Genomic DNA, 14,237 nt, shown 5'->3' with positions numbered 1-14,237 from the left:
CCGCCGTGATGGCGCTGTTGCTGTCAGTTCTCCGGCGCGAGGTCGCCCTGCATGAATTCCGGGAACCAGGCTTCGTGGACGGCACGCAGATCCGCGACCGGAACCGCCTCGGCGTCGCCGAGCTTGACGGCGTCCCCGCCGGTCTTGCCGATGACCGGGAGCGAGACGCCGGCGGCCTTCGCCCGTGCTACAACCGCGTCGAGCGCGCCGGCAGCGACGGTGACGACGTAGCGGCCCTGGTCTTCGCCATAGAAGGTGGCAATTGGGTCGTGGCCGGCAACCGTGTCGACCGTAGCGCCGATGCCCGATGCCATCGCCATTTCGGCGACAGCAAGCGCCAGGCCACCCGACGAGCAGTCGTGTACGGCCGTCGCCAGGCCATCGATGATCAGGCCGCGGACGAAATCGCCGACCTTGCGCTCGTGGGCGAGATCGACATGCGGCGCCGGACCGTCGGTGCGGCCATGGATGTCACGCATGTAGACCGACTGGGCGATGTGCGAACCGAGTCCATCAGGCGCGCCGGCGAGCAGGATCGTCTCGTCTTCAGCCGCAAAGCGGATGCGCGCCATCTGCGACCAGTCCTTGATCAGACCCACGCCGCCGATCGTGGGCGTTGGCAGGATCGCCTGGCCATTGGTCTCGTTGTAGAGCGAGACGTTGCCGGACACGATCGGGAAATCGAGCACCGTGCAGGCTTCGCCGATGCCTTTGATGGCATGAACAAACTGGCTCATGATCTCCGGACGCTCAGGGTTGCCGAAGTTCAGGTTGTCGGTGGCCGCCAGCGGCAGCGCGCCGGTTGCCGTCAGGTTGCGCCAGCACTCGGCGACGGCCTGCTTGCCGCCTTCGTAGGGATCGGCTTCGACATAACGCGGCGTCACGTCGGACGAGAAGGCGAGCGCCTTGGAGGCGTGGCCCTCGACGCGGACGACACCGGCGTCACCGCCGGGAAGCTGCAGCGAGTTGCCCTGGATCAGCGTGTCGTACTGCTCGTAGACCCAGCGGCGCGACGAGTTGTTGGCCGAACCGACGAGCTTGACGAGCGCATAGGCGACGTCGGTAGCCGGGATGTCGTTGGTTGCCAGCGGAGCAGGGGTCTTTGCCGGCGTCCAGGGGCGGTCATATTCCGGTGCCTGGTCGCCCAGTTCCTTGATCGGCAGATCGGCGACCTGTTCGCCCTGGTGCAGGATGCGGAAGCGCAAGTCGTCGGTGGTCTTGCCGACGATCGCGAAATCGAGGCCCCACTTGACGAAGATCGCCTTGGCAACCTCTTCCTTGGCGGGCTCCAGCACCATGAGCATGCGCTCCTGGCTTTCCGACAGCATCATTTCGTAAGCCGTCATGCGCTCTTCGCGCACCGGCACCTTGTCGAGATCGAGTTCGATGCCGAGGTCGCCCTTGGCGCCCATTTCGACGGCCGAGCAGGTAAGACCGGCTGCACCCATGTCCTGGATGGCGATGACGGCGCCCGTCTGCATCAGTTCGAGGCAGGCTTCGAGCAGGCACTTTTCGGTGAAGGGATCGCCGACCTGAACGGTCGGGCGCTTCTCTTCGATCGACTCGTCGAATTCGGCAGACGCCATGGTCGCGCCGCCGACACCGTCGCGGCCGGTCTTGGCGCCGAGATAGACGACCGGAAGGCCGACGCCTTCGGCCTTGGAATAGAAGATCGCGTCGCTCTTGGCGAGACCGGCGGCAAAGGCGTTGACGAGGATGTTGCCGTTGTAGCGGGCGTCGAACTCGACTTCACCGCCGACGGTCGGAACGCCGAAGGAATTACCGTAACCGCCGACACCGGCAACGACGCCCGAAACCAGGTGGCGGGTCTTCGGGTGATCCGGCGAGCCGAAGCGAAGCGCGTTCATCGCCGCAACCGGGCGCGCGCCCATGGTGAAGACGTCGCGCAGGATGCCGCCGACGCCGGTCGCGGCACCCTGGTAGGGCTCGATATAGGACGGGTGGTTGTGGCTCTCCATCTTGAAGACGACGCAGTCGCCGTCATCGATGTCGACAACGCCGGCGTTTTCGCCCGGGCCCTGGATGACGCGCGGTCCCTTGGTCGGCAACGTGCGCAGCCATTTCTTCGAAGACTTGTAGGAGCAGTGCTCGTTCCACATCGCCGAGAAGATGCCGAGCTCGGTAAAGGTCGGCTCGCGCCCGATCAGGCTCAGGATGCGCTCGTATTCATCGGGCTTCAGCCCGTGCGATGCGATGAGGTCCGGGGTGATGGGGCGGGTGTTGGAAATCGTCATCGTCGACCGTCAAATCCTTCGGGCGGCGCGCAATCCACTTACGAGGAATATGGCGCGTGCGAACCGCAACAGAAACAGGGGGCGCTTTGCGGCTTCTTTAGCCTATGCTGCGGCGCGGCGCGACAGAAAAATACGGGCGATCAACAGCGGCTGACGCCCGTAGAAAGCTTTCCAGAAGGCTCCGTGCGGCAGCCAGCGTCAGAACTTGTAGCCGAGCGCGAGGCCGGCACGTGTCAGGCCATTGTTCGGACCGTCGCACAGATTGGCGTGCGAAGCATGTTCCACGGTCGCCGAGACGTTCCAGTGCTCGTCCAGGCGCACGCCGGCGGCGGCGTACTCGCGGAAGAGGAAGCGGCAGCCGAGCTGGGGACCGTCGCCATTCGGATTGTCGAGGTCGCCGTCATGAACCGTGCCGCCGGCGCCGAACTCGACGAAGAGGCGCTTCGTCATGTCGAAGGTCCAGCTCAAGCCGGCATAGGCCTGATTGACGCCGTTGGACGATGTCGCAACCGCCGCGCCCGCATGGATGCGCGGCCGCAACAGCTTATCGCCGAAGTCGGTCGCCCCATCGGCGTCGAGCGGATCGAAATACGCGGTGAACGACGGAAACACTCCGTCCTCCTGCTTGTCGCCGGCGGCGATCGAGGTTGTGACGCCGAAACGCATTTCGTCGAAAACGCCGTCCGCGGCAAAGGCGGGTGCGGCGATGGTCAACATGGTCGTAGCAAGAAGAAGAATTGCGAGGCGAGGCGACAAGGCGGAGCTGAACGGTAGCGGCATGCGGAATCCTTACAAGCGAATCATGTGCGCAAAACTGCTAAAGTAGTATGTTGCGCAACCTTGCCCGAAAGTCACCCCGTGGATTTCTATAGTCACTCGAAACTGTCGTAACCGGCGCGCCCGCTGTCGAGCAGCCGCTTCAGCGTCTGAAAACCTGCTCTCACCTGGGCCCGGTCGGGCGGCGAGGAAAAGCCGATCCGTATGCGATAGAAGACGCGGTCGGTGCGTCCGGCTTTGAACTCGTCCTCGTCATCTACGAGCACGCCTTCCTGCAGTGCCGCTTGCTTGAAGGTGCCGGAGAGCCATGGATCGGGCAACTTCATCCAGAGGAACGGAATGCAGGGGTGCGAGGTGAACTCGATGCCCTCGAAGATTTCGCGGGCCATCGCCTCGCGGGCGCGCACCTCCTCGATGCCCTTGCTGCGCAGGATTGCGGCCGAGCCGGAAAGCACGAGCCGCGCGCAAAGCTCAGCCAGGATGAACGGCAGGCCGCCACTCACCATCTTGTGTGCGATGCGGATGCGCTGGCTGAAGTGCGGAGGGCAGGCGACCCAGCCGCCGCGGACACCGGCAGCCACCGACTTCGAAAGACCACCGACCAGGAAGGTGCGTTCCGGCGCAAGCTCGGCCAAGAGCGGCGTCTGATCCCCGGTCATAGCGCCATAGAGATCATCCTCCACAAGCCAGACGCCGTATTTGCGGGCGATGTCGGCGATCGCCTGGCGGCGGGCAAGCGACATGACGGCGACGGTCGGGTTCTGCGCGCTCGGCATCAGGAAGGCGAGCTTCGGATGCTGCTGCGCGCAGACGCGCTCGAAGTCCTCCGGGATCATGCCGAACTCGTCGGATTCGACCAGCGTCGTGCGGCGGCCGACGAGGCCGGCGCTGCGGCTCACCTGCGAATAGGTGAGCGTTTCGAAGGCGATGCGGTCGCCGGGTGCCGTGACCGCAGTGATGACGGCGACGACGGCCGCGTGGGCACCGAGCGTCGGCACGATGTTTTCCGGCTTCGGGCGGAAGCCGCCGCGCGCCAGCCACAGGCAACCCGCCTCGAACCAATGGTCCGGAAAGTTGCGTGCGTAGCTTGCGATGTCCGCATGGTGGTCGTGGCTGATCTCGCCGAGCACCTCGCTCAACACCGTGCCTTGGCCGATATCGGGTGCCGCCGTGCTGTCAAATCGCAATTTGCCGGCAGGTGCCACGAGCGGCCGGGTGCCGGCGAGCGAGGTCGTCAGCGGATCCGCCTGTTCCGGCGGGCGGCTCTCGGGATGATCAAGCACATAGGTGCCGCGTCCGACTTCGCCGCTCACCAGTCCGCGTTCGCGCACGATGTTGTAGGCGCGCCCAATCGTACCGATTGTCACGCCGATATCGTAGGCGAGGTTGCGCTGGGGTGGCAATTTGGCGCCGACGGGAAGGGCGCCGTTGCCAATTGCCTGTTCGATCTGGTCGGCGATCCGCGCATAGAGCGGACCGTGACCCTGCTGAATGTCCGGAAGCCAATTTGTCATAGTGACAATTCTTTAGATTACAGCGGGAAATATGTCAATTATCACCAAGACAACGATAGCAATCGCTGCATTGGGGTTATCAATGAGTACAATCGATACAATTTGTTTGTCCCGCCCAGGTGCGAAGTCCGTCGAGTGCAGCAACGCATTGCTGGGCGGCGACTATTCGGAACAGCGTAAGAGCGTGCTGAAGCGGCTTTGGGGTCTTTATTGCGAGCTGGCGGCGAAGCGGCGCGGCCGTCTGGCGCTCGGGGAAATGAGCGACTGGCAACTTAGGGATATCGGCGTTTCCGCGAAGGATGCGCGCCAGCAGTCGACCGTCCCGTTCTGGCGCTGAGAATATCGCGCGAAGCTGCGAAGCGGTTTTGCGACAGCGACGCGCTTTCCCTATAGGATTGGAACGACTGATCGACGAAACGCCAAGGGGCCGGCGTCCTCTGCGAACGGCCGGCCCCTGGATCGATTCGACAATTCGACTTGAAGCTATTTGCAGCCCTGTCCGCCGGCGGCCCAGCGCTTGATATCGGTGGCCATGCGCGTGCCGACCGGTTCGCTCATCAACGGCCCGAAGGCCTGCAGGCGTGCCGGGTTGCCCTCGGCCTGAATGACGGCGAGCGGCCGGGCTTCCGGCGACTTGCGCGGCACGATCAGAATGCGCGGGCGGCCGGAGAAGGAATTGAGCTCCGGCGCCAGGCGATAGGACTTGAACTCGGAATCGCCCGATTTGAACCAGCAGCTGTTGGCGCCAAGCGCCACGCGCTCCATCGTCGGCAGCGCAGCCGTGTTCGGACTTGGCGCCGGCGGCTTTGGCGATTGGCAGGATGCGAGCAGCGTCAGGCCAAACGTCGCGCAGGCAAGGCTGGTCAGGCGTCCAGGGAAGAATGAAGGCATCAACGGTCTCGCTCGCATTGGGGGATGGGTCGGATGCCTTCTATCAGCCGGATGGTTAAGCGGCGATTACTTCGAGCGCCGACGCGAAAAGACCACGGCCGTCAGAGCCACCATGTGCCGCTTCGATCAGGTTTTCCGGATGCGGCATCATGCCGAGCACGTTGCCCCCGGCATTCATCACGCCGGCGATATCGTTCATCGAGCCGTTCGGGTTGGTGCCTTCGGCATAGCGAAACACCACCTGGTCGTTGCCTTCGATCGTCTTCAGCGTCTCGGCATCGGCAAAGTAGTTGCCGTCATGGTGGGCAACCGGCGAGCGGATGATCTGGCCCTTCGAATAGGCGCGGGTGAAGTCGGTCTCGGCGTTGACCACTTCGAGCTTGATCTCGCGGCAGACGAATTTGAGCGAGGCATTGCGCATCAGTGCGCCGGGCAGGAGGCCGGCTTCGACGAGGATCTGGAAGCCATTGCAGACGCCGAGAACCTTGACGCCCTTTTCCGCCTTGGCCTTGATTGCCTGCATGACCGGCATGCGCGCCGCGATCGCGCCACAGCGCAGGTAGTCGCCATAGGAGAAACCGCCGGGAATGACGATCAGGTCGACATCCGGAATGTCGGTCTCAGTCTGCCAGACGGTGACCGGAGCCTTGCCGGAAATCTTGGTGAGGGCCGCGATCATGTCGCGGTCGCGGTTGAGGCCCGGAAGCTGGACGACGGCTGACTTCATATCTCTGTCTCCGTTAGCGGCGAGATGTCATCTTGATGCCGCGCCCCAGAGAGCCAGGCACCTTCTCCGACGAGAACAGCAGCGCTCCCTGAGGCGCTCGTGCTGCTCCGGCGGTGCTTAACGTCTGGTTCCGCGCCTGAAAGCGCGGAACGATTTCGATGCCTGACGGATCAGGCGAACGAGATGCTGTAGTTCTCGATCACCGTGTTGGCGAGCAGCTTTTCGCACATGGCCTTGAGGTCTTCCTCGGCCTTGGCCTTGTCTGCGGATTCGATCTGCAGATCGAAGACCTTGCCCTGGCGGACCTGGCCGATGCCGTCGAAGCCGAGCGCGCCGAGAGCGCCTTCGATTGCCTTGCCCTGCGGATCGAGAACGCCGTTTTTCAGCGTCACGGTTACACGTGCCTTGATCACTTTGATTTTCCCCGAAGTTATTTCACCAGAACCGGACCGGTGCCGCGCACGGGTTCGTTCTCGTTCATGATGCCGAGACGGCGGGCGACTTCCTGGTAGGCCTCGACGAGGCCGCCGAGGTCGCGGCGGAAGCGGTCCTTGTCGAGCTTCTCGCGAGTCTCGATGTCCCAAAGCCGGCAGCTATCCGGCGAGATCTCGTCGGCCAGCACGATGCGCATCATGTCGCCCTCGAACAGGCGGCCGCATTCGATCTTGAAATCGACGAGCTGGATGCCGACGCCCAGGAACAGGCCCGAAAGGAAGTCGTTGATGCGGATGGCGAGCGCCATGATGTCGTCGAGTTCCTGGGGGCTTGCCCAACCGAAGGCGGTGATGTGCTCTTCGGAGACCATCGGGTCATCGAGCGCGTCGGCCTTGTAGTAGAACTCGATGATCGAGCGGGGCAGAACGGTGCCTTCCTCGATACCGAGGCGCTTGGCCAGCGAGCCGGCGGCGACGTTGCGCACGACGATCTCGAGCGGGATGATCTCGACTTCCTTGATCAGCTGCTCGCGCATGTTGAGACGGCGGATGAAGTGCGTCGGGATGCCGATCTTGTTGAGATGCGTGAAGATGTATTCGGAAATACGGTTGTTCAGCACGCCCTTGCCGTCGATGACGTCATGCTTTTTCTTGTTGAAGGCGGTCGCGTCGTCCTTGAAGAACTGGATGAGCGTGCCCGGCTCCGGACCCTCATAGAGGATCTTGGCCTTGCCCTCGTAGATACGGCGGCGACGATTCATGGATTCTGTCTCTGTGGTTGTTGGCGCTCTTGGGTCGCGCTCGTGGAATATCTCCCGGGGTCCATAGCTGAAAAGAACGGATTTCACAATCGGCGTATCTTTCCGTCCCCCTGATTTGCAGAGGGTAGCATGAAAGTCGCGAAACCCGAAAAGGACGCAATTCAGTTTGACCTCCATTTTGGTTATGGCGATAACTATCTAAGGCACCGAATTCTCAGGGAGATCATTTGATGACCACTATGCAGGATCGCGAAAAAGCCTTTGAAGCGAAGTTTGCGCTGGACGAAGAACTGAAGTTCAAAGCTGAGGCGCGTCGCAACAGACTGCTTGGTCTCTGGGCTGCCGGCCTGCTCGGCAAGCCCGATGCCGAAGCCTATGCCACGGAAGTGGTGACCGCTGACTTCGAGCGTGCCGGCCACGAAGAGGTCATCCGCAAGCTCAAGGCGGATTTTGACGTCGCGGGCGTTGCCCAAACGGAAGAGCAAATCCGCAAGCGCATGCTTGAGCTTCTCGCCGAAGCGATCCAACAGATACAGAACAGCTGATAGACAAGCACGCTCGCGGCGACCGCACGGCCATCGGGCCGGCCTACTTGTCGGCTTTGCCGAAGACCGGCTTCCATCCGCGCCGCAGGCGCCGCTCGAGTTCCAGGCGGTCCATCGGCCGGGCCAGCGCATAACCCTGCAGCACATCGCAGCCGAGATCGCGCAGCATTGCCGCATGCTCCCAGGTCTCGACGCCTTCGCCGACGACCTCGATGTTGAGCGAATGGCCAATGTCGATGATCGCGCGAACGAGCTTGGCCTGTTTCGCACTCTCCGTGATCGGCCCGACCAGCGCCCGGTCGATCTTGAGCCGCGCCGGGTTGAGGTTGAGCAGGCCGATGATCGAGGCGTGCCCGGTGCCGAAGTCGTCGATCTCCACCTCGATGCCAAGAGCGCCGAGGGCCGAGAGCGTCTCGGCGATTTCATCCTCCGGATCGTCGAGGAAGATGGACTCGAGCAATTCGAACGAGAGGACGCCAGGCGGAATCCGCAGATCCCGCAGGTCGGCGATCAGACCGGGATCGCGCAGGCGCGGCGACGACATGTTGACCGAGATCTTGGGAATGGCGAAGCCGGACTGCCGCCAGGACTGAAAGTCGGCATAGGCAAGCTCCACGACCTTGCGGTCGATGGCCGGCAGGACATTGATCTCCTCCGCGACCTTCAGGAAATGGAAGGGTGCGAGCACGCCGCGCTCGGGATGGTTCCACCGCACCAGCGCCTCGACACCGGTGATCTCGAGTGAAGTCGCATCGAACTGTGGCTGGTAGTAAACCGTGAACTGCCCTTCCTCGATCGCCTGACGGATGTCGTCGCCGATCCGCTTGGCCGTCAGGATCTGCGTCTGGATCTGTTCGGAGAAGACTTCGACGCGGTCGCGGCCGAGGCTCTTTGCCCGGTAGAGCGCGATGTCGGCATTCATCAACAATTGCTTCGCATCGAAATCGTCGTGCCCTTTCCAGGCAATGCCGATGCTCGCGCCCAGGCGGCAGAGCTGGCCCTCATAGGGAATGGGGCGACGGAAGGCGTGCACGATGCGCTCGGCAAGCTCGGAGAGCTGCGGCAGATTTCGCCCCCCGCGGCATAGAATGACGAATTCGTCGCCACCGATCCGGGCGATGAAATCGTCGTGCCGGGCATGCGCGCGAAGGATGGCAGCCGCGTGGCTCAGCATGGCATCGCCCGCTTGATGCCCGAGCGTGTCGTTGATCTGCTTGAAACGATCGAGATCGATATGCAGGATGGCGTTGACCGCGACATTCTCCGCCAGCATCTGATCGAGGTAGCGCCGGTTGGGCAGATCCGTCAGGTAGTCGTGCAGGGCGTTGTATTCGATCCTGACCCGCGCCTGCTCGAGCTCGCGGTTGCGCGCCTCGGCGGAGGCCTGGGCCTGGCGCAACTCCTCCTGCAAGGCGACGTCTTCGGTGACGTCCCAGTTCGCCCCGATGAGCTTTCGCGTGCCGCGATGATCGACATAGGTCGCGGCATTGGAGCGGATATGCCGGATCGAGCCGTCCGGCCGCACGATTCGAAAGGCATTGCTGTAGGGCTTACCGGAGGCGATACCTTCGATCGTCCGAGCGATGGCCTTGTCGCGGTCGTCGGGATGCAGCGTGTTTTCCCAGACCTCGGAGCTCGGCGGTCCGTCGCTTGGATCGAGGCCGTAGATCTCGAACATGCGCTCGTCCCAGTCATCGCGCTCAGCGTCGAGGTTGAAGTCGAACACGCCGATCTTCGAGACGTCGAGCGCGAGCCTCAGGCGGCGCGAGACCTCTTCGAGCCGCGCCTCCGCTTCCTTCCGGGCGGTAATGTCCGTGTCGGTGCCGATGATGCGGCTGGGCCTGCCATCCGGCCAATAGCCAACGGATGCACCGCGGCTCTCGATCCAGACCCAATGCCCGTCCGCATGGCGTTCGCGGTATTCGAAGGTGTTGAATACGGCCTCGCCGGAATCCTGCCGCTCGATTGCGGCCCGCACATGCGCGCGGTCGTCGGGGTGAACGGCCTGGATCCACGCTTCGAGGGTCCCGTCGACCTCGGCATCGTCAGGCAGGCCACGTAGCCGCTTCCAGGTGGTGGAGTAAAACAGGTTCCCGGTTTCGAAGTCGTGGTCCCAGACGCCTTCAAGCGCGCTGTCGAGCGCATATTTCCAGCGGGTCTCGTCATTGCGCAGACCGGCGATTTCGTCGACGAGATCATGGACCGGGAGCATCAGCAGGAGAAAGGCGTCCTGTTCGGCGAAAAGCACGGGCGACCAGGAGACGAGCATCGGCAGGGGGCCGGAGAGGCTTTCGAAACGGAGCATCGCGGACGAGGTGGCCGCCGGCGGCAACCTATTCCGGCCCGGCAACAGGGGCCGGTCCTCATCCAGCACGAGATCTCCGAGGAGGGCTTTCCGCAGCGAAGCTGGCGTCCTTCGCAGCAGTTCGCCGGCGCGCGCGTTGGTCGTTACGATCCGTCCCAGCCCATCGGCAATGATTGCCCCGGCCGGCAAGCGCTCCAGGGCGGCCTGCGTGAGGACATCCAAATTCGCCGGCGCACCACGCGCACCTTTGGTGAGACCTTCGTTGACGGCCACTTATCCCATATCCAGCGTTTGCGGCCGCAAATTCCAAGGCACTGAGAGCCGGAAATCAGGCAGCAAATCAAGATTCGACAACGCTCGACGCCTTCGAGGACGAGTCGCGCTGCCATGCCGACCGATGATGACGGCGGACAATGAACGTCGGATTAATGGGAAGTTGCAGGATTAAGGGGCGGTCAACCAGTTCGTCGAGGCATCAGGGCTTCAGGCGGCTCAGGAACTGGGCAAACACCATCGTACCCTCCGGCCAGGGGCCATGCCCGGACTCGGTGTTGATATGGCCGGATTCGCCGGCGTCGACGAGCAGCGAACCCCAGGCATTGGCAATATCGTCGGCGTGATCGTAGGAGCCGAAAGGATCGTTGCGGCTCGCGACCATCAGCGACGGGAACGGCAAGGGATCACGCGGATAGGGGCCGAAGGTCATCAGGTGTTTCGGGCGGATCGTCGGATTGGCCACATCCGGAGGTGCGACGAGGAAGGCACCGGCGATCGGCTTGTTGATATGGGGCAGGGCGTGCACCGCAGTCGCGACGCCAAGCGAATGGGCGACGATGACGACCGGCTTCTCGGCGGCGTTGACCTCTTCGACCATGCGCGCCACCCAATCTTCGCGCACGGGCTTTGCCCACTCCGCCTGCTCGACGCGGCGCGCGGTGGACATCTTGCGCTCCCAGCGGGTCTGCCAGTGCTCCGGTCCGGAGTTGGTGTAGCCAGGGACGATGAGGATATGGGCGTCGGATACTTTCATGGTGGCCGCGATGTGGCGCTGAAAGCGGCCGAAGTCAAGGCCTGCAATGCCGCGGGCCTTTTGAGAGGTGCTGTGGTCGCAGCAAGATTTCGAAGTGCCGCATGCTTTGTCCCGAAATCGGCGACGATCCAACGAAACATGCGGCAGGCGACAGCGCCTTCATTTTCTGTATAATCGGCATGACGGTCGCGGTTGGTGCGACTTTGTTTTGTCGCATCGCTGTTCCGTGGCCGCTCTGGTTCGTTGAGGAGTGTGAGCCATGACAACATTCCATGTTCTGTCGGGGCCGGACGCGAGTGTCGCCCACCCCGGGATAAAGAAAATCGGCGTCTCGGATGTGTTCGATGCCTTGCGTCTCGGATTCGAAGATTTTCGCGAGAAGCCGTCGCATTACGTCTTCCTTTGCCTGATTTACCCGATTGCCGGCGCGGTGCTGATCACCTGGAGCGCGGGCGCAAACATGTTGCCGCTGCTTTATCCGCTGGTCTCGGGCTTTGCCCTCATCGGCCCCGTCGCGGCGATCGGCCTTTACGAAATCAGCCGACGGCGTGAACTCGGCATGGACTATTCATGGCCGCATGCGCTTCGCTTGCATCGCTCCCCGGCCTTACCGTCGATCATGGCCGTCGCTTCCATGCTCTTCGTGGTGTTCATCGTCTGGCTGCTGGTAGCCCAGGCGCTCTACGTACAAATCTTCGGAGCCGAACCGCCGGCTTCGATCGTCGCCTTCTGGAATGGCATCATCGGAACCGAGCCGGGTTGGAACCTGATCCTCGTCGGCAATGCCGTCGGCTTCGTCTTCGCCGTCATCGTGCTATCGACGACCGTCGTATCCTTCCCGTTGCTGATCGATCGTGACGTCGGAGCCGTCGCGGCCGTCGAGACATCGATCCGCGCGACCCTGGTCAATCCGGTACCCGTTGCCCTCTGGGGCTTCATCATCGCGGCAGGCCTGGTGATCGGATCGATCCCGATCTTCGTCGGTCTCGCCGTCATCATGCCGATCTTCGGCCATGCCACGTGGCATCTCTATCGCAAGATGGTGGAGCCCGGTCCGCGCGCCCGTACACGATAGGCCTGGCGCCGTCCGGCGAGGGCCGACGCGACCTCTCAAAGCGAAAAGCGCCGCAGGTCAATTGACTTGCGGCGCTTGACGGCGTTGGCGTCGACCGGTCTCCGGTCTAGCGAAAGTGCTTGTAGTAGGACGATATCTGGGCCGCTGTGTTGGACGACAGGTTGAGCTTGATGCCGATCTTGTCGCCGCGGTACCAGCGCACCATGCCGGTCAGGAAGCCCAGTTCTTCGCTCCGGATCGTCACTTCCTGCCCCGTTTTGGCGCCGATGTCGAAATAGAGCTGGAAGCAGATACCTTCGTCCGAAAGGTCTTTGACCACGCCGTTGCTCGACCCGGTCTTGCAGGTGACCATGCCGGTGATCTTCGTCTGTGTGCGTACACCCGTACGCTCGGTGCTGTCCTTGTAGGCCATGTGTTCCCCGAAACCGATTTGACAGGCCTGGATCGTCACATGGGATCACTGAACACCGCGCTAAAAGAAATGCCCGCATTTGAGCGACCTGCGCCAAATGCGGGCATATTCATGAGATGCAACGCGGGCGAGTGACCCGCAAGCTGTCAGGCTCAGCCGAAGACGCGCTTGAAAATCGTGTCGACGTGCTTGGTGTGGTAGCCAAGATCGAACTTCTCGCGGATGTCCTCCACGGAAAGCGCTGCACGGACTTCGGTATCGGCCAGCAGCTCTTCAAGGAAGTCCTTGCCCTGTTCCCATACCTTCATGGCGTTGCGCTGCACGAGGCGGTAGGCATCCTCGCGCGAAACACCGGCCTGGGTCAGCGCCAGCAGCACGCGCTGCGAATGCACGAGACCGCGGAACTTGTTCATGTTCTTGATCATGTTCTCGGGGTAGACGAGCAGCTTGTCGATCACGCCGGTCAGGCGAGCGAGCGCGAAATCGAGCGTCACCGTCGCGTCTGGTCCGATCATGCGCTCAACGGAGGAGTGCGAGATGTCGCGCTCGTGCCAGAGGGCAACGTTTTCCATGGCGGGTACCGAGAAGGCGCGGACCATGCGGGCAAGACCCGTCAGGTTCTCAGTCAGGACCGGGTTACGCTTGTGCGGCATTGCCGACGAACCCTTCTGGCCCGGCGAGAAATACTCTTCGGCTTCGAGCACTTCGGTGCGCTGCAGGTGACGGATTTCCGTCGCCAGGCGCTCGATCGACGAGGCGATGACGCCGAGGGTCGCGAAGTACATGGCATGACGGTCGCGCGGGATGACCTGGGTCGAAACCGGTTCCGGCTTCAGGCCGAGCGCCTTGGCGACGTGTTCTTCCACGCGCGGGTCGATATTGGCGAAAGTGCCGACGGCGCCGGAGATCGCGCAGGTGGCGACTTCTTCGCGCGCGGCCAGCAGGCGCTGCTTGCAGCGGTCGAACTCGGCATAGGCAAGCGCCAGCTTGACGCCGAAGGTGGTCGGCTCGGCATGGATGCCGTGCGAGCGGCCGATCGTCACCGTGTCCTTGTGTTCGAAGGCGCGGCGCTTCAGCGCTTCGAGCAGCTTGTCGAGGTCCGCAAGCAGCAGATCGGTCGCGCGCACGAGCTGCACGTTGAAGCAGGTGTCGAGCACGTCGGACGACGTCATGCCCTGGTGGATGAAGCGGCTGTCCGGGCCGACGAATTCGGCAAGGTGCGTCAGGAAGGCGATGACGTCATGCTTGGTGACGGCTTCGATCTCATCGATGCGCGCGACGTCGAAGGTGGCGGCGCCGCCCTTTTCCCAGATCGTGCGGGCTGCATCCTTCGGGATCACGCCGATTTCGGCAAGTGCATCGCAGGCGTGGGCCTCGATCTCGAACCAGATGCGGAACTTGGTTTCCGGCGACCAGATGGCCACCATTTCCGGACGGGAGTAGCGCGGGATCATGGGCTTTAGCTTTCGTCGTCAGTGAAGGATGGCCGTGCCTCTAGCAAAGATAGCCGT

General features: G+C 62.8%; 15 protein-coding genes. 4 read left to right on the top strand and 11 right to left on the bottom strand.

The window, feature by feature from the left end:
• Positions 1–23: 23 nt before the first annotated feature.
• Positions 24–2,255 (bottom strand): phosphoribosylformylglycinamidine synthase subunit PurL, encoded by a 2,232-nt coding sequence (purL, locus tag QM996_RS07610; RefSeq protein ID WP_500269909.1) that lies wholly within the window; start codon positions 2,253–2,255, stop codon positions 24–26.
• On the opposite strand from purL, the gene QM996_RS07605 reads away from it, so the two are divergent.
• Entirely contained in the window at positions 2,242–2,409 is a 168-nt protein-coding gene (locus QM996_RS07605; protein ID WP_483502734.1) for a hypothetical protein, read from the top strand. The genes purL and QM996_RS07605 overlap by 14 nt on opposite strands.
• 44 nt (positions 2,410–2,453) lie before the next feature.
• Here the strand turns inward: QM996_RS07605 and QM996_RS07600 are convergent, their stop codons facing one another.
• Positions 2,454–2,972, bottom strand: a complete 519-nt coding sequence (locus QM996_RS07600) for an acyloxyacyl hydrolase (protein ID WP_500269908.1) — start codon at positions 2,970–2,972, stop codon at positions 2,454–2,456.
• Between the two features lie 155 nt (positions 2,973–3,127).
• Positions 3,128–4,546 (bottom strand): aminotransferase-like domain-containing protein, encoded by a 1,419-nt coding sequence (locus QM996_RS07595; protein WP_500269907.1) that lies wholly within the window; start codon positions 4,544–4,546, stop codon positions 3,128–3,130.
• Positions 4,547–4,577: 31 nt separating this feature from the next.
• On the opposite strand from QM996_RS07595, the gene QM996_RS07590 reads away from it, so the two are divergent.
• Entirely contained in the window at positions 4,578–4,883 is a 306-nt protein-coding gene (locus QM996_RS07590) for a DUF1127 domain-containing protein (RefSeq protein ID WP_500269906.1), read from the top strand.
• A 146-nt stretch (positions 4,884–5,029) separates the two neighbouring features.
• On the opposite strand, the gene QM996_RS07585 is transcribed toward QM996_RS07590, so the two are convergent.
• The 4 genes from QM996_RS07585 to purC form a co-directional block, all read right to left on the bottom strand.
• Positions 5,030–5,437 carry a hypothetical protein gene (locus QM996_RS07585; protein ID WP_500269905.1) on the bottom strand — a complete coding sequence of 136 codons (408 nt, stop codon included), beginning with the start codon at positions 5,435–5,437 and terminating at the stop codon, positions 5,030–5,032.
• A 55-nt stretch (positions 5,438–5,492) separates the two neighbouring features.
• Complete coding sequence (gene purQ, locus QM996_RS07580) at positions 5,493–6,164, bottom strand: phosphoribosylformylglycinamidine synthase subunit PurQ (protein WP_500269904.1); 672 nt, start codon at positions 6,162–6,164, stop codon at positions 5,493–5,495.
• A 170-nt stretch (positions 6,165–6,334) separates the two neighbouring features.
• On the bottom strand, positions 6,335–6,577 hold the full coding sequence (gene purS / locus QM996_RS07575) for a phosphoribosylformylglycinamidine synthase subunit PurS (RefSeq protein ID WP_034794427.1): 243 nt from the start codon (positions 6,575–6,577) through the stop codon (positions 6,335–6,337).
• A gap of 17 nt (positions 6,578–6,594) precedes the next feature.
• A complete protein-coding gene (purC, locus tag QM996_RS07570; RefSeq protein WP_173516607.1) occupies positions 6,595–7,359 on the bottom strand; it encodes a phosphoribosylaminoimidazolesuccinocarboxamide synthase in 765 nt (254 codons plus the stop codon).
• Between the two features lie 230 nt (positions 7,360–7,589).
• On the opposite strand from purC, the gene QM996_RS07565 reads away from it, so the two are divergent.
• On the top strand, positions 7,590–7,904 hold the full coding sequence (locus QM996_RS07565; RefSeq protein WP_500269903.1) for a DUF1476 domain-containing protein: 315 nt from the start codon (positions 7,590–7,592) through the stop codon (positions 7,902–7,904).
• A gap of 43 nt (positions 7,905–7,947) precedes the next feature.
• Here QM996_RS07565 and QM996_RS07560 read toward each other — a convergent pair whose 3' ends face one another.
• Positions 7,948–10,482, bottom strand: coding sequence for an EAL domain-containing protein (locus QM996_RS07560; RefSeq protein ID WP_500269902.1), 2,535 nt, complete (start codon positions 10,480–10,482; stop codon positions 7,948–7,950).
• Positions 10,483–10,684: 202 nt separating this feature from the next.
• Positions 10,685–11,239: an RBBP9/YdeN family alpha/beta hydrolase gene (locus tag QM996_RS07555; RefSeq protein WP_173516604.1), complete on the bottom strand. Its 555-nt coding sequence runs from the start codon at positions 11,237–11,239 to the stop codon at positions 10,685–10,687.
• Between the two features lie 259 nt (positions 11,240–11,498).
• Here QM996_RS07555 and QM996_RS07550 point away from each other — a divergent pair, with 259 nt between their 5' ends.
• Positions 11,499–12,314, top strand: coding sequence for a DUF2189 domain-containing protein (locus QM996_RS07550; RefSeq protein ID WP_500269901.1), 816 nt, complete (start codon positions 11,499–11,501; stop codon positions 12,312–12,314).
• Between the two features lie 106 nt (positions 12,315–12,420).
• Here the strand turns inward: QM996_RS07550 and QM996_RS07545 are convergent, their stop codons facing one another.
• Together QM996_RS07545 and purB are read right to left on the bottom strand one after the other, a co-directional pair.
• A complete protein-coding gene (locus tag QM996_RS07545) occupies positions 12,421–12,726 on the bottom strand; it encodes a PilZ domain-containing protein (protein WP_500269900.1) in 306 nt (101 codons plus the stop codon).
• A gap of 152 nt (positions 12,727–12,878) precedes the next feature.
• Positions 12,879–14,180, bottom strand: a complete 1,302-nt coding sequence (gene purB, locus QM996_RS07540) for an adenylosuccinate lyase (RefSeq protein WP_500269899.1) — start codon at positions 14,178–14,180, stop codon at positions 12,879–12,881.
• Positions 14,181–14,237: the final 57 nt, after the last annotated feature.

Origin of the sequence: Sinorhizobium chiapasense, from assembly GCF_045277575.1 — a bacterium.
Lineage (GTDB): Bacteria > Pseudomonadota > Alphaproteobacteria > Rhizobiales > Rhizobiaceae > Ensifer > Ensifer chiapasense_A.
The sequence above is the reverse complement of the archived record's forward strand: the minus strand, read 5'-3'. Positions and strand labels throughout refer to the sequence as shown.